Origin of the sequence: Pseudomonas bubulae (genome assembly GCF_900618535.1) — a bacterium.
Classification (GTDB): domain Bacteria; phylum Pseudomonadota; class Gammaproteobacteria; order Pseudomonadales; family Pseudomonadaceae; genus Aquipseudomonas; species Aquipseudomonas bubulae.
This window is the reverse complement of record NZ_UYJA01000008.1, coordinates 41,670-62,012: the sequence shown is the minus strand read 5'-3', so window position 1 is coordinate 62,012 and position 20,343 is coordinate 41,670. Positions and strand designations below refer to the sequence as shown.

Here is a 20,343-nt window from a genome sequence, read left to right as displayed (position 1 = left end):
TTTGGCAGAAACGCCCCCCCGTGGCATACCGCCAAAAGGACTATTTTCGTAAGCACATGAAAATTCTGAAAAAAACATTTGTCATATCGAAAGCTTTCGACTACATTAGCGCGCCTCGACAGACAGAACTTGTTTGAAGAGATACGGTGAAGTGTCCGAGTGGCTTAAGGAGCACGCCTGGAAAGTGTGTATACAAGAAATTGTATCGAGAGTTCGAATCTCTCCTTCACCGCCACATTAAGTAAACACAAACCCCTGATTTTCCTAGAGAAAGTCGGGGGTTTGTGGTTTCTGGCGTCTGGAAAATGGTGGTATGGGAATACCGGCTGAATTTTGCCCGTGCTTATCCCTGAATTGTGGAGGGCGCTGGCTGTAGATTCAGAGCGTGTTGCAGGATGCTGACGACGTCCGGGTCGTCTTCATTGATCCGCGTCCCAGAGTGCTGACGGATATCTGGGCGTTTTCAGGATGTTCGACACGAAGGATATGTGCCAGCACGTGCGGGGCTGACTAGTGATCCAGCAATGCCATGATCAATGGCGATGTCAGCGTTGCTAGATATAAAGATGTTTCTGTTGATTTGAAACCGGTGCTGATCGGGCGTGAATCCTATCCATGCAGTCCGCGTCACTCGCCCGGTAAGCCCTACAAGAGCAACATCAAGCACCGGCTATCCAAGCCTTACCATTCTTGGAATGGCGGCCAAGTCTAGCGAATGAATCGTACGATTATAGGAACTACGGTTAAGACGTTTCATTACCTGGGTTTTGATGCGCTGAAAGCCCACGTTTTGGCTTTCGTGAGGGCTTCCAACTTTGCCAGGCATCTCAAGGCTTTGCACGGCTGAACTCCGCTCAAGGTGTTCTGTGAGGCTTGGACTGAAAACCCAGCCTGTTTCGCAATGAGTCCGCAGCTTCTCATGTCGGAACCTTACACCTAGTAAGCGCACAATTAAAACGCACTCTTATAGTGCTCCCGCAAGTATAAGTTCCCTGCCTGCACCCTAACCAATCGCACGATTACACACTACGAAAATCCGCACCAAATTAGCGCGATAGCATTAAGTGCAATGAAATTCGAAAAAATCAAGCGCGCAACTATTGGCGTCAGCCTTCTTGACCTATGCAAAACAAATACTAGTATGGATTTCAAGCCTGAAGTCGACATTTAACAGGTTGGCCTTTGCATCATAAAAAGGAGGGATGCAATCCATATGAAGCTGAGTAAGCCGCTGCCACTTAAACCCCTATACAGGGATAATATGACGCTAAGCCCTGCGGAAGAAAATGATATGACCCACGTTTTTTTGATGGGAAAGGATGCGTGGGGTGCGGAATTCCAAACGGAAGAATACCTTGATATATGCTGCGCATCGGAAAAATACAGATTAGGCAACTGGTTTATCTTAAGGGATAGCAGCGGGGCGCCCCTATCATCTGCCATTTCCTATGTGATCCCGGGGCATAACAACAGTTCATGGATAGGCATAGGCTCATTAGCTACAGAGGTAAACAGCCGCAAGAAAGGATATGGCCTAAGCTGCCTGTCAATGCTGCTAGAAGGCTATGAGAAACAACAAGCAACTACAGGGTTTATGCTTTTTCAAGACGTACAAACCAACATCTACAGATCAGCTGGTTTTGTTGCAGCAGAATCAATAGGCTATAAAGGAGCTCACCCGAGCTTGCTGCTCAGAATAAATCAAAGGAATAATCAGGAAGCTGAGTATTTCTTAAAAAACCCGCCGAGCTATTTTTAATTGTTCATGAGCAAGGTGCTTACGGTTCTTGCCTTTTTTCGAGGGCTAAACGCAAAGAATACACATGCCCTATGAGGCAGCAGACTCACAAGTTGACACACAACCCCATGGGGCTGCCATGGGGCCGCTCGTTAGTCAGCAGATCCTCTGCAGTCGTTATAAGCCGGGGGCCGTGATTTGAAAAAAACGGGTATGGACGGTTTCGAACCCCTCCTTAACCGCCACATTAAGTCAACACAGCCCCCTGATTTCCTACAGGATGTGCGGTTGATAAAGGCTTAGCCAGTTCTGAAGGTCACTGGCTAAGGTGATATTTATAGGGCGAGATCAAACAAATAGAAGCGGGTTGATAGCTTAAGCTTCCGGTTGCGTAAAGCTGTAACGGTTTGAGCGCTTATAGGTGCCGAAGTCATTAAACCTGACACCGGCGTCCGCTAAAACTTTATGGGCGAAGGGCGCGGTCATTTGGCGCAGGTAGAACGGGTCCTTGACCACAAAGTGATGAATGCAATGGGTGCTCCCGAAGTTGAAGCAAAACAACTGGAATGGCCACAGCCACCACCGGTTCATGACCTGGGTTTGCTGCAAGGGATTGCGTGGCATGACGTCGCCGAAATAGTGAATGTTGGAGCTGATAAAAAACAGGCAGAACTGACGGATGATATTGGGCGCGACGATAATCACCACTGCAGCATTGACCACCTGTATCAGCAGTGATGCGGCAGCAGAGAGCTCAACGGTGAGGCCCATCAGCGAGTTCACCCATGTGTAGAGGTGGTAACCCAGGAATATATACCAGCAGCCCCAGTACAGAAGCCCCATGGGCGCATTCAACCGAAGCACCTTGACGGTCAACCTGATTTTTTCTTGCCAGGTCGGTGCGAACAGGGCATTGACAATGCCAAAGACAAAACCGTCGATGAGTTTTAAAAAGCGCTTGGCCCCCCACTTGCTGCCGCTGGTGGTAATCCAGGCTTCAACATCGGTGTGGGTGCCGGATTCTTTGTGATGATGAAAGTGCAGTTCACGCCGTAACCAGGGGCTGGGCATACCGGGGCGGGCTATCCAGCACAGCAGCATCATCAGGTTGTGCGCCACGGGGTGTTTTCTGAAATACAGGCGATGAATCAAGTCGTGTTCAAGTTCATGAATAAATGACGTCAACAACGCATTGATTACAATACAAAGCCAGCCGGGAATAAGCCCTTTTATATACAGTGTGCCCGTTATTATCATGCCAGTTACAGAAACAGCCATCACGCTGGCGCCTATGGCATTCTGGAAACCCAGTACGCGATAGCGTTTACGTAGCTCATTACTGTGCTGTGTGATTTTTTGAGTAACGTCGTTAATTAAATCCTGCTCGGTTTTTGGCAAAGTCGTACTGGGTGCTCGAGAGTCAGTGTTCATCACTTCATCCTTTGAAGACGATGGGTTGGGATCGCTTCACTAGAAAAGCACATTTATTTTATTGGGCAAGTTTTAATGTTTTTATGGCGGTTTGGTCGGACGAGCGGATATATATCGTTATATTGTCGGACAATAACTTTGTGGCGCGGGGTTAACTTTTGCGTCGGGTTAAATATCGGCCTGAAAACTAACGTTTGATATTATGTAACTGGCCTGAACCGAATTGTTGCGAATGCTCGGTCGTGTGGCGCCGGGATTGAAGGATTACTACCCGGTAGTGCCATTGAACGCTCCCATTCGAGCTCAAATGGATTTAGACGATGATAAGGCTGCTCCCCCTTTGGCGTGCTGTTGCTGAATGCGGGCTGCGCGCAGGCCCGGCAGTACACGCCACCTGCCGGTGCCCCCGGGCGCAGCGCTACCCGGTCACGGCCCAAGACTTGATTCAGGAAGGCGGACTGTTCAGGTCCAGTTCTCTGGAAATTGCTTGTTCCGCTTTCACGAATGCTGGGGTTTTGCCGGCATCGGCATAAATCTCTTCACCTTCTTCAATCCTGATGACCTCAGAGCCCTTCACATAGGGCATGGCCTGCTCTGCTTGCTCAAGCGCGCAATGAATCAGGCTTTGGGTAATGGTGGCTTCATCCAGCCCGTAGGCTTGGGCGAAAGCCTTGATTTTGACCAAATCACGCTTGTGTAGTGAAAGGTTGTATTCAACCCGCTCACTGGACTCCTGAGATCTGGACTCCCAGTTGTCGAGCATGGCCCTGAAGGCGTCCATATGGCTTCTCCTGTTTGGCGCAAAGTGTTGCTGGACAGTATGGCTCAGGGTTCGCTGAAGTGCCTTCAGTTGCCATCCGTCAGAAAAAACAGCTTTGATTTAAACCTTTGCCATCACGTGCCTTCAGATTCTGTGCAGGGAATAAACCTGCCTTTTTCTGGAGGACGTTATGACACACCTGATTGGCCCCAAACGCTTTGTGGTAGGTTGTGCCCTGGTCTGCTCCCTGATCGTGGCGGCCACAGCAGTCGCAGCCAGTCCGGCAGACTTTGTTGATGAGGCTCATGCAGCAGGGATTGCGGAGATCGAGACCAGCCGTATGGCGATCAGTAAAACCTCTTCGACGGACATAGAAAGCTATGCCGTGGAAGCCATCAAGGACCATACCAATGCCAATCGGGATTTGAAGGATCTTGCCAGCCGACTGGGCCTGCAGGTGTCCAGCGATGAGCAGATACTCGACAAGGCGAAAAAGCTGATGCTGCAAGTGCAGGAGGGCGATTCGTTCGACGCGGCCTATGCGGCCAATCAGGTCAAGGCCCATGAACAGGCCATCGAGTTGTACAAGGAGCAGGCGCAAAATCCCGAGTCACCGGAGTTGCAGGCGTTTGCCGAAAAGTATCTGCCCAAGCTGGAAATGCATCTGCTGATGGCGCAAAAACTGGTGGATGCCCACCACAAGTCCTGATCCTTTAAGTGCAAAAACGCCCGGTGAGTGATCGACCGGGCGTTTTATGCAACGTGGCGTGGCTCAGACCGCGATTTCGTTGAACCCGCAGTACTCTTCCCAGCTCATGTCCAGGGCTTCGGCGACTTCCTGATGCACTTCAAGGCGCATGCTCTTGAGTTCTTCGGGGGAGCGGGCGATCAGTTCCAGGGCCAGTTCCCAGGCTTCCAGGCCGCGGCTTTCGGCTTCGTCCTCAAAGGCCCACAAAATCTGTTGCTGGCGGTCCTCGGCGCTCAGCTCTTTCATTTCTTCGATCAGTTCAGGGTGCGCCTTGATAAAAGTATCCAGGGCCAGTTCGTTACGGGATTCTTTAGGGATCATATGGCGTCTCGGATGGTCAGGGCATTTTTCGCATGCTAGCGAGTTCGCATTACGATGAAAAGTGCCATATAGCTGCTTAGCCCACCGGTTGCAGCTTGCTTTCGCGCTGCAGGCTGTAGCCCCATACCGCCAATGCCAGTGTCGCGACCACGGCGCCGACCACGACAATACCGTCCCAGCCATAGGCCGGGTAGGTCTGCGCACCTACCAGTGAACCCAGTGCGCCGCCAATGAAATAACAGGTGATGTAGCCAGCATTCAGGCGGTTGCGGGCTGCCGGGCGGACTTTGAACACCGCGTTCTGGTTGCTCACATGGACCAGTTGCACGGCAAAATCCAGGGCCAGCACACCGATCAGCAAAGCCACCAATGAATGCCCGGCAAATGCCATGGGCAGCCAGCAGGCCAGTAGCACCAGCAGGCCAGCGGTGGTGGCCTGTTGCCCCTTGCCGCGATCAGCCATGCGTCCGGCCCAGTTGGCCGCTACCGCACCGACGGCGCCGGCCAGGCCGAACAGACCGATCACCGCGTCCGAGTAGCTGTAGGGTGGTACCGCCAGCAAAAAGGCCAGGGGGGTCCAGAACAGGGCGAACAGCGAGAAGGTCAGCAGGCCCAGCAGGGCGCGCAGGCGCAGTACGGGTTCTTCGATAAACAGAGTAAACACCGACTTCAGCAGTTTTGGGTAGCTCAGCCCGGCGCTTTGATGGTGGTTGGGCAGGGCGCAATACAGCGAGATGGCACTGATCAGCATCAAGGCGGCAGCCACCAGGTAAATGGTGCGCCAGTCACCTGCCGATGACAGCGCGCCCGCTACGGTGCGGGCCAGCAAAATGCCCAGCAACAGGCCACTCATCAGTGTCCCAACGACCCGACCACGGCTTTGCGGGTCGGTCAGGCTGGCCGCCATGGGCACCAGCACCTGGGCCGATACCGAAAACAGTCCGGTCAGTGCCGTGCCGATCAACAGCCACGTCAACGAAGGGGCAAATGCGCTTAGCAGAAGGCCCAGGGCGCTGAGCACGGTCATGGTGACGATCAGTCGGCGTTGTTCGAACAGATCACCCAGCGGCACCAGCAGTAACAGGCCAGCGCCATAGCTGAGCTGGGCAGTGATAACCACGGTACCGGCGCTGCCCATGCTCAAGCCCAGTTGCTGGGCGATGGTGTGCAGCAGGGGTTGGGCGTAATAGTTGCTGGCAACAGCCAGGCCGGTGGCGGTGGCCATCAGCAGAATCAGGGCGGTGCTAAGAGGTTTTGTTGCAGCAGTAGACGTGGACATTGACTGTCTCGTTGGCATGGGGAATGCGACGAAGTATCAGAATGTCAGCGGAGAATGTCACTGAATATGTCGGCGGTTTTAAATTTTAAACCGCACAGCCCCTGGCAATAAACACCAGGGGCTGTGCAGGCAACAGTGGCAGCCGATGTTAGTTGCGACGCCCCAGCAGCAGGCCAACGACCAGACCGAAACCGGCCGAGATGGCCACGGTCTGCCATGGATGGCCACCGATGTAGCTTTCCGTGGCGTCGACCACAGGCTTGGTGCGCTCGCGCACGTTGGTCACTGAATCCAGTGCCTGCTTGAGCTTGAGGCTCACCTGGGCACGCAGGGTTTCGCCTTCTTCACCGACCAGGGACACGCTGTCCTTGAGCAGTTTTTCAGATTCGGCAATCAGGTCTTGCAGTTCGCTGAACGCTTGATCCTTGATTTGATCTTCAGCTTGTACGGCATTTTTTCGAGCCATTGCGGTACTCCTTGCGGGTTAAAGGGGTGATATGTAATGGAGTCAACCCAATGCTAAAAAGTTGCATCTGATTTGCGCCTGAGCTGACAGCGTAGTCAAAAACCAGACTGAGACACTTCTTTGTAGGGTGTAAGATGTCACCTAATTAACACCGCAGGAAATTCACATGAGCTTCAACCTCGCCAACAAGCCTCTCGCAGAGCGTGCAGCGCTTGAAGATGAAAAATCCCGTTTGTACGACCTTTGGCAGAGCAACCTGGGCAAGGCCAAAGGGGATGCGGCGCGTTTGTTTGGTGAACGTGCCAAGCGCAAGGGCAAGTGGGCTGAATGGGTGCGCTCGGAACTGGACGCCATGTCACCGCCGGAATACGCCAACATGGTGCGCAGTGAGTTGAACCGCATGGTGGCTGCTGCCAAGTAAGGCATGCATCAAACTTTGGTAGGAGCGGGCTTGCTCGCGATTCAGCTGCCGCGGTTTATCTGCGTGACCGGGGCGATACTATCGCGAGCAAGCCCGCTCCCACAGTTGTCTAGAGCGTTTCGCAAACGCTAAACACCTGTACCGCACCGCCCACATTGATCTGCACTTCATCATCAAGCTGTTTGCCCTGCAAGGCGGCCCCCAGGGGTGAGCGCGGGGTGATGACGGTGACCGTCTGCCCGCTGTGGTCGAGCTTGAGCCCGGCGGCATCGGGGGCGAGGAACAGCCACTGTTCGCTGCCATTTTCGGCTTCCAGCCTGACCAGCGCTCCGATCTGAATGCCCTGCGCCGGGTTGTACGGCGCAAGGGTCATGGCCCGGCAGTTTTTCAACGCCTGGCGAATTTCCTCAACCCGGCGTGCCTGTCCTGTGGCCAGATATGACGCTTCCAGGCCGAGGGTGTCGTATTTGTTCTCGGCGATGTTTTCCGCATGGGTGGCCGCTTCATAGGCGGTTTGCGCCGCGCGCTGGAGGACATCGAGGTCGATTTCGAGTTTCTCCAGCATCAGCAGGTGCACAGCAGTCTTGTTCATGGTCGCAGCTTGATAGTGACGAACGTCGATTGTCGCACGAGTGCCGCGCAGATTAATCCGCCTCAAGACTTCTGTACGCAGCCAATTATGCGGACAATCCCCCCTTTTGAATGTTGGAGCCCGGTATGAAAGCCTCCTGGGATATTTTTTGCAGCGTGGTCGATAATTACGGCGACATCGGGGTGACCTGGCGTCTGGCCCGGCAGTTGGTGGCCGAGCATCAGCAGGGCGTACGGTTGTGGGTCGATGACTTGCGTGCGTTTGTGCCGTTGTGCCCCGAGGCGGATGTCGGCGCTGCGCAGCAATGGCAGCAGGGGGTTGAGGTTTGCCAGTGGCCGGCGCAGTGGCCGGCGACGGAGGTTGCCGACGTGGTGGTCGAGGCCTTTGCCTGCAAACTGCCTGAAGGCTATCTGCAGGCGATGAAGGCTCGCGAAAAACCGGCGTTGTGGATCAATCTCGAGTACTTGAGTGCCGAAGACTGGGTCAGCGGCTGCCACGGCCTGCCATCGATGCGGCCTGACGGTTTGAAACGGATGTTTTTCTTTCCGGGGTTTGATGCCGGTACTGGCGGGCTGTTGCGTGAGGCAGACTTGTTGCAGCGCCGCCACGCCTTTGAGCAGGACCCGCAGGCCAAGCAGGCATTTTTGCAGGGGCTGGGGGTTTGCCCGGCGCACAATGCGCGGCTGATTTCATTATTTGCCTATGAAAATACCGGCCTGGCCAGCTGGCTGGATGCAATGGCGGCGGGGGCCGGGCCGACCCACCTGCTGGTGCCGCAAGGACGGATCATGGGTGATCTGCTGCAGTGGCTGGGTATTGAGCAGTTACCCCTGGGTGCGGTCGAACAGCGCGGGGCGTTGACCGTTCAGGCGTTGCCGTTCGTCAGGCAAGAGGATTACGACCACCTGTTATGGAGCTGTGATTTCAACGCAGTGCGCGGTGAAGACTCGTTTGTGCGGGCGCAATGGGCGGGGCGCCCCCTGCTGTGGCATATCTATGAGCAGGAAGAAGACGCGCACTGGGTCAAGCTCAACGCATTCCTCGACCTCTACGTCAAAGGCCTTTCACCACAGGCAGCCCGGGCGGTTACCGGGCTTTGGCATGCCTGGAATGCTGGCGCCGAGATGGGCGAAAGCTGGAATGGGGTGCTCCAATGCTGGCCTGAAATCGCTGCACACGCTGAACAGTGTTGTCTGGAACAGTCATTACAGGCTGATCTTGCGCAAGCGCTAGTACTGTTTTATAGAAATTGGATATGATACGCGACCTAGATTTTTGTAAATCTCAATCCAAATTCGGATATTCGTAATGAAAACTGGTAAAGAGCTTAAACCCGGTACAGTCATCAAGCTCGAAAACGACCCTTGGTTGGTTCAGAAAGCTGAATTCACCAAGTCCGGTCGTAACAGCGCGATCATGAAGACCAAGCTGAAAAACCTGCTGACTGGCTACAAGACCGAAATCGTATACAGCGCTGACGACAAGCTGGAAGACGTGATCCTGGATCGCAAAGAAGCTACCCTGTCCTTCATCAGCGGCGACACCTACACGTTCATGGACACCACTGACTACACCATGTACGAGCTGAACGCTGAAGACATCGAAGCCGTTCTGCCATTCGTTGAAGAAGGCATGACCGACGTTTGCGAAGCGATCTTCTTCGAAGACCGTCTGGTATCCGTAGAGCTGCCGACCACTATCGTGCGTCAGGTTGACTACACCGAAGGTTCCGCTCGCGGCGACACTTCGGGCAAGGTGATGAAGCCTGCCAAACTGAAAAACGGTACCGAGCTGAGCGTTGCTGATTTCGTTGAAATCGGTGACTGGATCGAAATCGATACCCGTGACGGTGGTTCCTACAAGGGCCGCGCCAAGGTTTAAACCTTGCGTTAACCGCACGATGAAAAAGCCCGGCCTTGATGCCGGGCTTTTTTTTGCTCGATGAAAAAGCCCCGGTTCTGCGCTTTGCCCGGCGCCGGGGACTGGTTAGCATGGGTGCTCACAACGAGGGGTGGTAATGCTGATCGATTTTGTAATGTATGCAGCCTTGGGTATCGCCATGGGGGCGCTGGGCGGGTTGTTCGGAATTGGAGGCGGTCTGATCGCGATCCCGGTATTGGGGTTGTGGTTCGGTCTGGACCAGCAATTGGCGCAAGGCACGGCCCTGGCCATGTCGGTGCCCAATGTGTTCTTGGCGTTGTACCGCTATCAGCAACGCAACAGGATCAATTTGCGTCAGGCATTGCCGCTGGTGCTGATGAGTTTTTGCTTCGCCTGGTTGGGCGCGATGCTCGCCGTTGGCGTGGATGCGCGGATCATTCGCTGGGGCTTTATCGTCTTTTTGCTGGCGATCACCCTCTATAACCTGATCAAAATGTACACCTCGCCAGCCCCGCCTGTGGCCGGTTCACGCTATGGCTGGCCGTGGTTCGGGGTGCTGGGTGCCGTGGCAGGCACGACCGGCGGGCTGTTTGGTGTCGGTGGCGCCGTGGTGGCGGCGCCCGTGCTGACCAGTGTGTTCGGCACCACTCAAGTTGTGGTCCAGGGCCTGTCACTGGCCCTTGCTGCGCCAAGTACGGCGGTGACTTTGCTGACGTATGCAGTGCATGACGAGGTCAACTGGGCCATGGGCGTGCCGATGGCCATTGGTGGGCTGTTAAGCATCAGTTGGGGTGTCAGGCTGGCTCACGCTTTGCCGGAGCGCCTGTTGCGCGGCCTGTATTGTGCTTTCTTGCTGCTGTGCGCGGGGTTGCTGGCGCTCAAAGCTTGAAGCCTTCGACGATGTATTCGGCAAAGCACTCAATGATCGGTGACGACGCGCTGTTGGCTTTGCGTAACAGCACAATACTGGCTGAGGGAAGCTCCGGCAGGTTCTCGGCCGCGCCGATGATGCGCAGATCGGGCGTCAGCAGGCTTTGTAGCTGGGCGGTGACGGCGAGCCCGGTGCTGACCACGGCGTTGATCGCCGCGAGGCTGGCACTGGTGTAGGCAACCCGGTATTCACGTTGTTGAATATCCAGGGCATTACAGGCCCAGGTCCGGCAAAAACAGTCGGTATTGAACATTGCCAGGGGCAGGGGTGTTTGTTCATGGGGCGAAAAGCCTTGGGCCACCATCCAGACAAAGCGTTCCTGGCGCAGGATCTGGCCCATTTCGGTACCGGGTTTGCGGGTCACGATCGTCAGGTCCAGATCATTACGCTGCAACAGCTGGGATGACGGCTCGCAATGTACCTCGACGTTGATCAGCGGGTAGTCCTGGGCAAAGCGCGACAATACGCCGGGCAAAAAACGCATCACGTAATCATCCGGCGAACCTATCTTCACCGTGCCCACCATCTGTGGTTGGCGCAGGGTGTTGAACACTTCGCTGTGCAGCTTGAGGATGCGCCGGGCATAGCCGAGCAGCACCACGCCTTCCTGGGTCAGGCTGACAGTGCGCCCTTCGCGCTGGAACAGCGCACATTGCAGCACGTCTTCTTCCAGGCGCTTCATCTGCATGCTGACCGCCGACTGGGTGCGATTGACCGCTTCGGCGGCGCGGGTGAAGCCGCCGTGATCGGCGATGGCGGCAAAGGTGCGCAGCAGGTCGGTGTCGATGCTGGGAAATTCAGCCATTGATCAATCTCGCAGATGTATCGCATAAGAAACATTCGTTGGATTGATCTTATGCCCACGCAGACACTTGAGCCATACCACAGGAGGGCTCAAGTGATGAAAGGTCAAATAGGCGTAGTGTGGATTGCCCGGATTTCGCGCTGGTATCAACTGTCGCGGGAGCGGGCGTGCTTGCGGCAGATCAGTGATGCGGCGCTCAAGGACCTTGGGTTGAGCAGGGCGGATATCGAGGCCGAAAGCCATCGGGCTTTTTGGGATGATCCGTTTAACAGGTGAGGGCGGGGTGTTTGCTGCCCCTCACCCCAGCCCTCACCCTAAGGGAGAGGGAGCTGTTTGTCGGTGTTCTTGAACCCGCGTGCGGTCAGTCCCCTCTCCCTCCGGGAGAGGGTTAGGGTGCTCTTCAGCGTTTGACCTGCTTCAGCGTCTCGGCAATCAAAAACGCCAGTTCCAGTGACTGATCGGCATTCATCCGCGGGTCGCAGTGGGTGTGGTAGCGGTCCGACAGGCCGTCTTCGGTAATCGGATTGGCACCGCCGATGCATTCGGTCACGTTCTGGCCGGTCATTTCGATATGAATGCCACCTGCGTAACTGCCTTCGGCATCGTGAACCTGGAAGAACTGTTTCACTTCACCCAGTATTTGCGCGAAATCACGGGTCTTGTAGCCGCTGCTGGCCTTGATGGTGTTGGCGTGCATCGGGTCGCAACTCCACAGCACCTGCTTGCCTTCGCCTTCTACCGCGCGGATCAGCTGCGGCAGGTGATCGCCCACTTTGTCGGCACCCATGCGCACGATCAGGTTGAGGCGGCCCGGGTCGTTGTCCGGGTTGAGGATATCGATCAGGCGGATCAGGTCTTCGTTGTTCATGCTCGGGCCGACCTTGACCCCGATCGGGTTGTTGACCCCGCGCAGGAACTCGACATGGGCGCCGTCCAGCTGGCGTGTGCGGTCGCCGATCCAGAGCATGTGTGCCGAGCAATCGTAGTAATCGTTGGTCAGGCTGTCGCGGCGTACGAAGGCTTCTTCGTAATTCAGCAGCAACGCTTCGTGGGCAGTAAAGAAGCTGGTTTCGCGCAGTTGCGGCGAGCTGTCCATGCCGCAGGCACGCATAAAGGCGAGGGTTTCATCGATACGGTCGGCCAGCTGGCTGTATTTCTCTGCCAGGGCCGAGTTGGCGATGAAGTCCAGGTTCCACTTGTGCACCTGGTGCAGGTCGGCAAAGCCGCCCTGGGCAAAGGCGCGCAGCAGGTTCAGGGTGGCGGTGGACTGGTGATAGGATTGCAGCAGGCGTTCAGGGTCTGGCACGCGGCTTTTTTCATCAAAACCGATGCCGTTGACGATATCGCCACGATAGGCGGGCAAGGTCACACCGTTGATGGTTTCGTCATTGGCCGAGCGCGGCTTGGCGAATTGCCCGGCCATGCGCCCGACCTTGACCACCGGGCACCCTGCCGCGAAGGTCATGACAATGGCCATTTGCAGCAGGACCTTGAACGTGTCGCGAATCTTGGCTGCCGAAAACTCCGCAAAACTCTCGGCACAATCACCGCCCTGAAGCAGAAACGCCCTGCCTTGAGTGACCTCGGCAAACTGTCGGCGCAGTTCCCGGGCTTCGCCGGCAAATACCAGTGGCGGGTAACTGGCCAGGCTTTGCTCGACGCGCAGCAGGTGCGCCGCGTCAGGGTAGTGGGGTTGTTGCTGGATCGGCAGGGCGCGCCAGCTGTCAGGGGTCCAGATTGGGCTCATCGCAGACTCTAGTATTTGTTGGAGATGGCCCATGTTAGCAGCAATTAGTGCGTGACCTGTTGCGCCGCAATGGCCGACAATCGCGCCTTTGCGCTCGATATCGAGTGGCTGTTTTTTCAGCGCCGCGGGTAGTACCGGGGCGCGGCAAGGAGAGGAAATGTCTGAGGAGCGCGTAGAGCGTCTGCTCGCCGAAGTTCATGATGACTTCGGCATGATTCGAGTGCTGGAAGTGGCTGACTACCGTTTCCTCGAATTCGGCGATGCGATCGAGCAAAGCTGCGTGTTCACTGCTGACCCCAGCTGGCTGGAATACGACTACACCCGCGCCATGCTGATTGGTGCGTTGTGCCATGACGCTCCGGAAAGCGCACTGTTTCTGGGGTTGGGTGCCGGAACCCTGACCCAGGCCTGTCTCAAGTTTTTGCCCCTGGAAGATGTCGAAGCCATCGAGCTGCGCCCGGATGTGCCGCGTCTGGCCATCGAATACCTGGGCCTGGATGATGATCCGCGTTTGTATATTCGTATCGGTGATGCTCTGGAGCTGCTGGACAGCGCCGAGCCCGCGGACCTGATTTTTGTCGATCTGTACAACGATCTTGGACCGGCAGCGGGTCACCTGGCCTGGACATTCCTTGAAAACTGCCAAAAGAAGCTGGCCCCCAATGGCTGGCTGATCATCAACCAGTGGGCCACCGACGATGGCAAGCCGCTGGGGGCTGCGTTGCTGCGCGGCCTGTATCACCGCCATTATTGGGAGCTGCCGGTCAAGGAGGGTAATGTCATCCTGATGGTACCTGCTGATCTGGAACAGGCACTCGATATCGACGCGCTGACAGTCCGGGCACAAGTCCTGGCTCCGCGTCTGGGTTATTCGCTGGAGTCCCTGATCAAGGCAATTCGCCCGGCGACTTGATGCCAAGCGGTGAAACGTTTTAGCGTTTCACCCAGAGTGGCCCGGCACGAAAAGCTTTTTCAAGGACGAAAAAAAACGTTAAAGCCCGGTCCACAGAGGGATACAGACGATTTTGTGGCAAAAAACCCCTTCTTTTTTTTGATAAATCCGGTATAGTGCGCGCCGGCCTTTAGCCGGGCCACGTTTAGGTGTCGCATTTCCCGAAGCACGCTTCGGCTGCTCGTCCGTTTCGCGGACAACCCTGAACGCTCCATTCATTTAAACGTTTTCGCAAATCCCCGCCGACAAAGCAGCCAGGGCGACTCTTGAGTCTTACACGGCATGCGCAGCTTTGGAGCATGGGTCTTTGCGGATGCACTTAGAGGCAGACCCATGACCCAGGAAACCGGCGGCTTCGCCGCTTTTAATCTTAATCCGAACATTCTTTCTGCTGTCATCGCGACTGGCTACGAAGAACCTTCGGCTATTCAGCAGCAATCGATCCCGATCATCATGGCCGGTCACGACATGATTGGTCAGGCGCAAACCGGTACGGGTAAAACCGCCGCGTTCGCCCTGCCGATCCTGCACCGCATCGATCCTGCTAAGCGCGAGCCGCAAGCCCTGATCCTGGCGCCAACCCGTGAGTTGGCGCTGCAAGTAGCAACCGCTTTCGAAACCTACGCCAAGCAAATGCCGGGCGTTACCGTTGTGGCCGTTTACGGCGGCGCCCCTATGGGTCCACAACTGAAAGCAATCCGTAATGGCGCACAGATCGTTGTCGCCACTCCGGGCCGTCTGTGCGACCACCTGCGTCGTGACGAAAAAGTGCTGTCGACCGTGAACCACCTGGTTCTGGACGAAGCTGACGAAATGTTGAAACTGGGTTTCATGGACGATCTTGAAGTTATCTTCAAGGCACTTCCGCCAACCCGTCAGACCGTATTGTTCTCGGCAACCTTGCCGCAGTCGATCCGTGCCATTGCCGAACGCCATCTGCGCGATCCGCAACACGTGAAGATCCAGACCAAGACTCAGACCGTTACCGCGATCGAACAGGCTCACCTGTTGGTTCACGCTGACCAGAAGACCTCGGCTGTATTGAGCCTGCTGGAAGTTGAAGATTTCGACGCCCTGATCATGTTCGTTCGCACCAAGCAAGCGACCCTGGATCTGGCCAGCGCCCTTGAAGCCAAAGGCTACAAAGCTGCTGCGCTGAACGGTGACATTGCCCAGAACCAGCGTGAGCGCGTTATCGACTCGCTCAAGGATGGCCGTCTGGACATCGTTGTGGCAACCGACGTAGCGGCACGTGGTCTTGATGTTCCACGTATCACTCACGTGTTCAACGTTGACATGCCTTACGATCCAGAGTCCTACGTTCACCGTATCGGCCGTACTGGCCGTGCCGGTCGCGAAGGTCGCGCACTGCTGCTGGTGACTCCGCGTGAGCGCCGCATGCTGCAAGTGATCGAGCGTGTAACCGGTCAGAAAGTTGCGGAAGTCCGTCTGCCGGATGCCCAGGCTGTTCTTGATGCCCGCATCAAGAAGTTGACCAACAGCCTGACGCCGCTGGTCGCTGACGCTGAATCGACTCACGGTGATCTGCTGGATCGCCTGATTGCCGATATCGGCTGCAGCCCGCGTGCCCTGGCCGCTGCTCTGCTGCGCAAGGCAACCAACGGTCAGGCCCTGACCCTGGCAGCCATCGAGCGTGAACGTCCACTGGTGCCTAACAGTGCACCGCGTGAGCGTTCCGAGCGTTCGGGTGACCGTCCTGATCGTGGTGATCGCGAGCGTCGTGCTCCGGTTCCATTGGCTGAAGGCCGTGCACGTTGCCGTACCGCGCTGGGTGCGCGTGACGGTATCGCTGCCAAGAACCTGCTGGGCGCTATCCTCAACGAGGGTGGTCTGGCTCGTGAAGCTATCGGTCGCATCCAGGTGCGTGACAGCTTCAGCCTGGTAGAACTGCCGGAAGCCGGTCTGGAAGGTTTGCTGGCCAAACTGAAAGACACCCGCGTTGCTGGCAAGCAGTTGAAACTGCGTCGCTACCGCGAAGATTAATCACTCCTGCAGTGATTGATCGCTAAAAAAATCCCCGCCTGGTGCGGGGATTTTTTTTGTCCGGGATTTGTATTTGCTGGCCTTTATGGGAGCGGGGCGCTAGCCAAACCGGTAGATATCCATCCCCAACGCACCCAGTGTCCAGCCCTGGTGGGCAATGCTGAACTGGCCGCCCGCGGCACGGGCAAAATACAACGGCAGCAGGTGCTCGTCGCTGGGGTGGTTTTTAGCGGCGAAAGGCGCCTGTGTGCGGTAGGCATGCAGCGCGGTTTCGTCATCAGCCGCCAGTTTGTCGATCATCCAGTCACGAAACGCCTTGGCCCAGGGTTCAATGCTCTCAGGGCCTGCGTGCCAGTCCAGTTCGCGCAGGTTGTGGGTGATGCTGCCCGAGCCGATGACCAGAATCCCCTCGCTGCGCAAGACCGCCAGTGCATGGCCTACCCTGGTCTGGCCCGCCGGGCCCAACTGGCTGGGCAACGAAACCTGCACCACCGGGATATCCGCATCCGGGTACATCAAGGACAGTGGCACCCAGGCGCCATGGTCAAAAGGGCGTCTGGCGTCCAGTCGCGCCGGCAAGCCGTTGTCTGCCAGCAATTCCACAATGTTCGCGGCCAACTTCGGGTCGCCGGGCGCAGGGTATTGCACGGCAAACAGTGCTGGCGGGAAGCCGCCAAAGTCATGCCAGGTTTCCGGTGACGGGTGGCTGGCGACCCGCAGGTCGGGGCTTTCCCAGTGCGCAGACACCAGCACTATGGCCTTGGGGCGCGGCAGTTCGGCCGCCAGGCGTTTGAGCGCCGGGCCACTGGCGCCCGGTTCCAGTGCTAGCATGGGGGAGCCGTGGGAGATAAACAGGCTGGGGAGCATGAAAGATGTCCTCGAAGTTGAGATGCATCATCTTCATCCTGATCATTGATCTAAATCCAATATAAGTTTTAGTGCTTATCTATCGAATTTAAAGGTGAATCATGCAGCCCGAATTTTGGCACGACCGCTGGGATCGCAATCAGATTGGCTTTCACCTGTCGCAGGTCAACCCTTACCTTCAGCGCCTTTGGCCGGCACTGGGGGTGGAGGAGGGCGGTCGTGTGCTGGTGCCGCTATGCGGCAAAAGCCTGGATATGAGCTGGCTGGCGGCCAACGGTCATGAAGTGCTGGGCGTGGAGCTGACGCAGACGGCCGTGGAGCAGTTTTTCAGTGAACAACAGGTCGAGCCACAGATTCGTCAGCAGGGCGCCTTCAAGGTGTACGAGGCGGGTCCTGTGAAGATCCTCTGCGGTGATGTGTTTGCCCTGACTGAGGCTGACCTGGCCTCCTGTGTGGGGTTGTATGACCGCGCTGCAACCATCGCATTCCCTCCCGAGATGCGTGCGGCCTATGCTCGGCACCTGAGCCGGATTCTGCCGCCAGGCTGTCGGGGGCTGTTGATTACCCTGGATTACGATCAGTCGCAAATGAACGGCCCGCCGTTCTCGGTGCCGGACGCCGAGGTACAAAGCCTGCTGTCGCCTGCCTGGGCGCTGGAAGTGCTCGAGCAGCCGGATGTACTCGATCAGGAGTGGAAGTTCCTCAAGGGCGGTGTGACGCGACTGGTGGAGCGAGTGTATCGCCTGAGCAAAATCGCCTGAAGCAAAACCCGGGCACAAAAAAGGGCGACCTGGGTCGCCCTTTTTATGTTTGCCGTGGGGTTAGCCGCGGCGACGCAGTGCGTCGATACGTTCTTCCAGTGGCGGGTGGCTCATGAACATCCGCGCCAGGCCTTGTTTGAGGCCGCCGTTGATGCCGAAAGCCGCCATGGTGTCCGGCATGTGCACCGGCAGACCCTGCTCGGAGCGCAAGCGCTGCAGGGCGCTGATCATTGCCGAGGTGCCGGCGAGCTGTGCACCGGCTTCGTCAGCCCGGAATTCACGTTTACGCGAGAACCACATAACAATGGCGCTGGCGAGGAAACCCAGGACCAGTTCGGCGAAGATGGTCGCAACGTAGTAGGCAATGCCGCGGCCCTCGTCGTTCTTGAACACCACCTTGTCGACAAAGTTGCCGATGATCCGGGCAAAGAACATGACAAAGGTGTTCACCACGCCCTGCACCAGCGCCAGGGTGACCATGTCGCCGTTGGCAACGTGGCCGATTTCGTGGGCCAGTACCGCTTTTACTTCATCGGGCGAAAAACGCTCGAGCAAGCCCTGGCTGACTGCGACCAGTGCATCGTTTTTATTCCAGCCCGTGGCAAAGGCGTTAGCCTCGTATGCCGGGAAAATCCCCACTTCAGGCATCTTGATCCCGGCTTCGCGGGACAGTTGTTCAACGGTTTGCATCAACCATTGTTCATGACGAGTACGAGGTTGTGTAATCACCTGGGTGCTGGTGCTCATCTTCGCCATCCATTTGGATATGAATAGCGAGAACAGAGACCCTGCAAAACCAAAGACCGCACAGAACACCAACAGCTGACTGAGGTTCAGATCAACCCCGTTGGCCGCCATGAACCCGTCAAAGCCGAACAGGCTCAGGGTGATGCTGGCAATCAGCACGACCGCCAGGTTAGTGGCCAAAAACAGCAGAATGCGCATCATGGTTGTATGAATCTCCTCGTCTTAAGGGTGTTGCCGTATGCGGGGTATATAAGGTGCTGCCACAGGCTATTCAACCAGGTGACTATTTCAAACTGTGTCCTGCAGCCTGATTTTAGTAGTTTGCTGGGAATTTCCTAATATGAAGGAGCGTTTTTTTTGGCCAGAAGTTCCACTGAGCGCCAGTAAATAAAGGGCTTTATGGTTTTCATGAGGCTATTGAAGGCGGGGGAGGTCCGTAAAGACGCAGAATGAAGAATGTTTCATCAGACACATGTTGTGCGACTTTTGATTGGTCGCACAACATGTTCAGAAACTACTGACGATAAGTCTTCAGAAAGTTACCGATCCGGCCAATGGCCATGTCCAGCTCGTCGACACGAGGCAGGGTCACGACACGGAAGTGATCCGGCCACGGCCAGTTGAAGGCGGTACCTTGTACCACCAGCAGTTTTTCCGAGAGCAGGAGGTCCAGCACGAATTTCTCGTCGTTGAGGATCGGGCACACTTTCGGGTCGATACGCGGGAACGCATACAACGCCCCCATCGGTTTCACGCAACTGACACCGGGGATCGCGTTGAGCAGTTCCCAGGTGCGGTTCCGTTGCTCAAGGAGGCGTCCGTTGGGCAGTACCAGATCATTGATGCTCTGGTAGCCGCCCAATGCGGTTTGAATGGCGTGCTGGCTGGGCACGTTGGCGCACAGGCGCATGTTGGCCAGCATGTCGATGCCTTCGATATAGCCCTGAGCGTTTTGCTTGGGCCCGGAGATGGCAATCCAGCCCGAGCGGAAACCCGCAACCCGGTACGACTTGGACAGGCCGTTGAAGGTCAGGCACAACACGTCAGGGGCCAGTGAAGCGGTGCAGATATGCACCGCGTCGTCGTAGAGGATCTTGTCGTAGATCTCGTCCGAGAACACCACCAGATTGTGCTGGCGGGCAATCTCGAGCATGCCCAGCAGGACTTCCTTGGAGTACACCGCACCCGTCGGGTTGTTCGGGTTGATGATGACCATGGCTTTGGTGTTTGGAGTGATCCTGGCTTTTATGTCCTCAAGATCAGGCCACCAGTTGGCTTGCTCGTCGCACAGGTAGTGCACCGGATGGCCGCCAGCCAGCGTCACGGCAGCGGTCCACAGCGGGTAGTCCGGTGCTGGTACGAGAACTTCGTCGCCATTGTTGAGCAGCGCCTGCAGCGACATCACGATCAGCTCGGACACGCCGTTGCCCAGGTAGATGTCTTCGATGCCGACACCTTCCACCTGCTTTTGCTGGTAGTACTGCATGACTGCCTTGCGGGCGCTGAACAGGCCTTTGGAGTCGCTGTAGCCCTGGGCTGTCGGCAGGTTGCGGATCACGTCCTGGAGGATTTCGTCCGGCGCTTCAAAACCAAAAGGTGCCGGGTTGCCGATGTTCAGCTTGAGGATGCGATGGCCTTCCTCCTCCAGTCGTTTGGCGTGCTTGAGCACCGGGCCGCGAATGTCATAACAGACGTTGGCGAGCTTGTTTGATTTGCTGACCTGCATGGCGATGTGATCCCGAAAATGAACGATCCAGGCGATGTGATGACCACTGCACTGGGAAATTCTGTGTTTGCACACAGTGGCTAACACCGCTTTGCTTCAAGAATCCGTTTGAATGCAGCTAGGGCGGGTGCCAGACTGGTGATTAACGAGGCGCAATCATACGTGC

Annotated in this window: 21 protein-coding genes and 1 tRNA gene; 11 read left to right on the top strand and 11 right to left on the bottom strand. The window is 56.4% G+C overall.

Translation table 11 applies throughout. The annotated features are described in order from the left end of the window. The first annotated feature begins 145 nt into the window (after positions 1-145). Positions 146-235 (top strand) — tRNA-Ser (locus PPTH39_RS22990). A gap of 978 nt (positions 236-1,213) precedes the next feature. Beyond that, complete coding sequence (locus PPTH39_RS22985) at positions 1,214-1,759, top strand: hypothetical protein (protein ID WP_130872523.1); 546 nt, start codon at positions 1,214-1,216, stop codon at positions 1,757-1,759. A gap of 354 nt (positions 1,760-2,113) precedes the next feature. On the opposite strand, the gene PPTH39_RS22980 is transcribed toward PPTH39_RS22985, so the two are convergent. Together PPTH39_RS22980 and PPTH39_RS22975 are read right to left on the bottom strand one after the other, a co-directional pair. Beyond that, entirely contained in the window at positions 2,114-3,169 is a 1,056-nt protein-coding gene (locus PPTH39_RS22980) for a fatty acid desaturase (RefSeq protein ID WP_095002256.1), read from the bottom strand. 445 nt (positions 3,170-3,614) lie between these two features. Further along, positions 3,615-3,950, bottom strand: coding sequence for a hypothetical protein (locus tag PPTH39_RS22975; protein ID WP_130872522.1), 336 nt, complete (start codon positions 3,948-3,950; stop codon positions 3,615-3,617). Positions 3,951-4,119: 169 nt separating this feature from the next. Here PPTH39_RS22975 and PPTH39_RS22970 point away from each other — a divergent pair, with 169 nt between their 5' ends. Then, on the top strand, positions 4,120-4,638 hold the full coding sequence (locus tag PPTH39_RS22970; RefSeq protein ID WP_130872521.1) for a DUF4142 domain-containing protein: 519 nt from the start codon (positions 4,120-4,122) through the stop codon (positions 4,636-4,638). A 63-nt stretch (positions 4,639-4,701) separates the two neighbouring features. On the opposite strand, the gene PPTH39_RS22965 is transcribed toward PPTH39_RS22970, so the two are convergent. From PPTH39_RS22965 to PPTH39_RS22955, 3 genes are all read right to left on the bottom strand, one after another. Continuing rightward, positions 4,702-4,998 (bottom strand): DUF6388 family protein, encoded by a 297-nt coding sequence (locus PPTH39_RS22965; protein ID WP_016779995.1) that lies wholly within the window; start codon positions 4,996-4,998, stop codon positions 4,702-4,704. 76 nt (positions 4,999-5,074) lie between these two features. Continuing rightward, the gene (locus PPTH39_RS22960) at positions 5,075-6,277 is read right to left on the bottom strand and encodes an MFS transporter (protein ID WP_095002253.1); all 1,203 of its coding nucleotides are present in this window, start codon (positions 6,275-6,277) and stop codon (positions 5,075-5,077) included. 148 nt (positions 6,278-6,425) lie between these two features. Beyond that, positions 6,426-6,743: an ElaB/YgaM/YqjD family protein gene (locus tag PPTH39_RS22955; RefSeq protein ID WP_095002252.1), complete on the bottom strand. Its 318-nt coding sequence runs from the start codon at positions 6,741-6,743 to the stop codon at positions 6,426-6,428. Between the two features lie 166 nt (positions 6,744-6,909). On the opposite strand from PPTH39_RS22955, the gene PPTH39_RS22950 reads away from it, so the two are divergent. After that, positions 6,910-7,164 carry a hypothetical protein gene (locus PPTH39_RS22950; RefSeq protein ID WP_095002251.1) on the top strand — a complete coding sequence of 85 codons (255 nt, stop codon included), beginning with the start codon at positions 6,910-6,912 and terminating at the stop codon, positions 7,162-7,164. Positions 7,165-7,273: 109 nt separating this feature from the next. Here PPTH39_RS22950 and PPTH39_RS22945 read toward each other — a convergent pair whose 3' ends face one another. After that, positions 7,274-7,756, bottom strand: coding sequence for a GreA/GreB family elongation factor (locus PPTH39_RS22945; protein WP_095002250.1), 483 nt, complete (start codon positions 7,754-7,756; stop codon positions 7,274-7,276). Positions 7,757-7,881: 125 nt separating this feature from the next. On the opposite strand from PPTH39_RS22945, the gene earP reads away from it, so the two are divergent. The 3 genes from earP (at position 7,882) to PPTH39_RS22930 (ending at position 10,526) form a co-directional block, all read left to right on the top strand. Continuing rightward, entirely contained in the window at positions 7,882-9,015 is a 1,134-nt protein-coding gene (gene earP / locus PPTH39_RS22940) for an elongation factor P maturation arginine rhamnosyltransferase EarP (RefSeq protein WP_130872520.1), read from the top strand. Positions 9,016-9,064: 49 nt separating this feature from the next. Continuing rightward, entirely contained in the window at positions 9,065-9,637 is a 573-nt protein-coding gene (locus PPTH39_RS22935) for an elongation factor P (protein WP_016780001.1), read from the top strand. 139 nt (positions 9,638-9,776) lie between these two features. Next, complete coding sequence (locus PPTH39_RS22930; protein ID WP_198417425.1) at positions 9,777-10,526, top strand: sulfite exporter TauE/SafE family protein; 750 nt, start codon at positions 9,777-9,779, stop codon at positions 10,524-10,526. On the opposite strand, the gene PPTH39_RS22925 is transcribed toward PPTH39_RS22930, so the two are convergent. Further along, positions 10,516-11,373 carry a LysR substrate-binding domain-containing protein gene (locus tag PPTH39_RS22925; protein ID WP_095002248.1) on the bottom strand — a complete coding sequence of 286 codons (858 nt, stop codon included), beginning with the start codon at positions 11,371-11,373 and terminating at the stop codon, positions 10,516-10,518. The two genes, PPTH39_RS22930 and PPTH39_RS22925, sit on opposite strands and share 11 nt — an antisense overlap. A 96-nt stretch (positions 11,374-11,469) precedes the next feature. On the opposite strand from PPTH39_RS22925, the gene PPTH39_RS22920 reads away from it, so the two are divergent. Beyond that, positions 11,470-11,649, top strand: coding sequence for a DUF1127 domain-containing protein (locus PPTH39_RS22920; protein WP_095002247.1), 180 nt, complete (start codon positions 11,470-11,472; stop codon positions 11,647-11,649). Between the two features lie 124 nt (positions 11,650-11,773). Here PPTH39_RS22920 and PPTH39_RS22915 read toward each other — a convergent pair whose 3' ends face one another. Next, a complete protein-coding gene (locus PPTH39_RS22915) occupies positions 11,774-13,120 on the bottom strand; it encodes a class II 3-deoxy-7-phosphoheptulonate synthase (RefSeq protein WP_095020307.1) in 1,347 nt (448 codons plus the stop codon). Between the two features lie 157 nt (positions 13,121-13,277). Between PPTH39_RS22915 and PPTH39_RS22910 the strand changes: the two genes are divergently transcribed. Next, complete coding sequence (locus PPTH39_RS22910; RefSeq protein WP_095002245.1) at positions 13,278-14,033, top strand: spermidine synthase; 756 nt, start codon at positions 13,278-13,280, stop codon at positions 14,031-14,033. A 372-nt stretch (positions 14,034-14,405) separates the two neighbouring features. Next, positions 14,406-16,076, top strand: coding sequence for a DEAD/DEAH box helicase (locus PPTH39_RS22900; protein WP_095002244.1), 1,671 nt, complete (start codon positions 14,406-14,408; stop codon positions 16,074-16,076). Positions 16,077-16,175: 99 nt separating this feature from the next. Here PPTH39_RS22900 and PPTH39_RS22895 read toward each other — a convergent pair whose 3' ends face one another. Beyond that, positions 16,176-16,943 carry a DODA-type extradiol aromatic ring-opening family dioxygenase gene (locus PPTH39_RS22895; RefSeq protein ID WP_095019382.1) on the bottom strand — a complete coding sequence of 256 codons (768 nt, stop codon included), beginning with the start codon at positions 16,941-16,943 and terminating at the stop codon, positions 16,176-16,178. Between the two features lie 101 nt (positions 16,944-17,044). On the opposite strand from PPTH39_RS22895, the gene PPTH39_RS22890 reads away from it, so the two are divergent. After that, the gene (locus PPTH39_RS22890; protein WP_130872518.1) at positions 17,045-17,704 is read left to right on the top strand and encodes a thiopurine S-methyltransferase; all 660 of its coding nucleotides are present in this window, start codon (positions 17,045-17,047) and stop codon (positions 17,702-17,704) included. A 60-nt stretch (positions 17,705-17,764) separates the two neighbouring features. On the opposite strand, the gene htpX is transcribed toward PPTH39_RS22890, so the two are convergent. Then, complete coding sequence (htpX, locus tag PPTH39_RS22885; protein ID WP_088379295.1) at positions 17,765-18,652, bottom strand: protease HtpX; 888 nt, start codon at positions 18,650-18,652, stop codon at positions 17,765-17,767. 313 nt (positions 18,653-18,965) lie between these two features. Continuing rightward, positions 18,966-20,177: a pyridoxal phosphate-dependent aminotransferase gene (locus PPTH39_RS22880; RefSeq protein WP_095002241.1), complete on the bottom strand. Its 1,212-nt coding sequence runs from the start codon at positions 20,175-20,177 to the stop codon at positions 18,966-18,968. Positions 20,178-20,343: the final 166 nt, after the last annotated feature.

Coding starts and splice junctions, on each gene's coding strand:
- PPTH39_RS22985 (WP_130872523.1), top strand. CDS start 1,214: ATGAAGCTGAGTAAGCCGCTGCCACTTAAACCCCTATACAGGGATAAT.
- PPTH39_RS22980 (WP_095002256.1), bottom strand. CDS start 3,169: ATGAACACTGACTCTCGAGCACCCAGTACGACTTTGCCAAAAACCGAG.
- PPTH39_RS22975 (WP_130872522.1), bottom strand. CDS start 3,950: ATGGACGCCTTCAGGGCCATGCTCGACAACTGGGAGTCCAGATCTCAG.
- PPTH39_RS22970 (WP_130872521.1), top strand. CDS start 4,120: ATGACACACCTGATTGGCCCCAAACGCTTTGTGGTAGGTTGTGCCCTG.
- PPTH39_RS22965 (WP_016779995.1), bottom strand. CDS start 4,998: ATGATCCCTAAAGAATCCCGTAACGAACTGGCCCTGGATACTTTTATC.
- PPTH39_RS22960 (WP_095002253.1), bottom strand. CDS start 6,277: ATGTCCACGTCTACTGCTGCAACAAAACCTCTTAGCACCGCCCTGATT.
- PPTH39_RS22955 (WP_095002252.1), bottom strand. CDS start 6,743: ATGGCTCGAAAAAATGCCGTACAAGCTGAAGATCAAATCAAGGATCAA.
- PPTH39_RS22950 (WP_095002251.1), top strand. CDS start 6,910: ATGAGCTTCAACCTCGCCAACAAGCCTCTCGCAGAGCGTGCAGCGCTT.
- PPTH39_RS22945 (WP_095002250.1), bottom strand. CDS start 7,756: ATGAACAAGACTGCTGTGCACCTGCTGATGCTGGAGAAACTCGAAATC.
- earP (WP_130872520.1), top strand. CDS start 7,882: ATGAAAGCCTCCTGGGATATTTTTTGCAGCGTGGTCGATAATTACGGC.
- PPTH39_RS22935 (WP_016780001.1), top strand. CDS start 9,065: ATGAAAACTGGTAAAGAGCTTAAACCCGGTACAGTCATCAAGCTCGAA.
- PPTH39_RS22925 (WP_095002248.1), bottom strand. CDS start 11,373: ATGGCTGAATTTCCCAGCATCGACACCGACCTGCTGCGCACCTTTGCC.
- PPTH39_RS22920 (WP_095002247.1), top strand. CDS start 11,470: ATGAAAGGTCAAATAGGCGTAGTGTGGATTGCCCGGATTTCGCGCTGG.
- PPTH39_RS22915 (WP_095020307.1), bottom strand. CDS start 13,120: ATGAGCCCAATCTGGACCCCTGACAGCTGGCGCGCCCTGCCGATCCAG.
- PPTH39_RS22910 (WP_095002245.1), top strand. CDS start 13,278: ATGTCTGAGGAGCGCGTAGAGCGTCTGCTCGCCGAAGTTCATGATGAC.
- PPTH39_RS22900 (WP_095002244.1), top strand. CDS start 14,406: ATGACCCAGGAAACCGGCGGCTTCGCCGCTTTTAATCTTAATCCGAAC.
- PPTH39_RS22895 (WP_095019382.1), bottom strand. CDS start 16,943: ATGCTCCCCAGCCTGTTTATCTCCCACGGCTCCCCCATGCTAGCACTG.
- PPTH39_RS22890 (WP_130872518.1), top strand. CDS start 17,045: ATGCAGCCCGAATTTTGGCACGACCGCTGGGATCGCAATCAGATTGGC.
- htpX (WP_088379295.1), bottom strand. CDS start 18,652: ATGATGCGCATTCTGCTGTTTTTGGCCACTAACCTGGCGGTCGTGCTG.
- PPTH39_RS22880 (WP_095002241.1), bottom strand. CDS start 20,177: ATGCAGGTCAGCAAATCAAACAAGCTCGCCAACGTCTGTTATGACATT.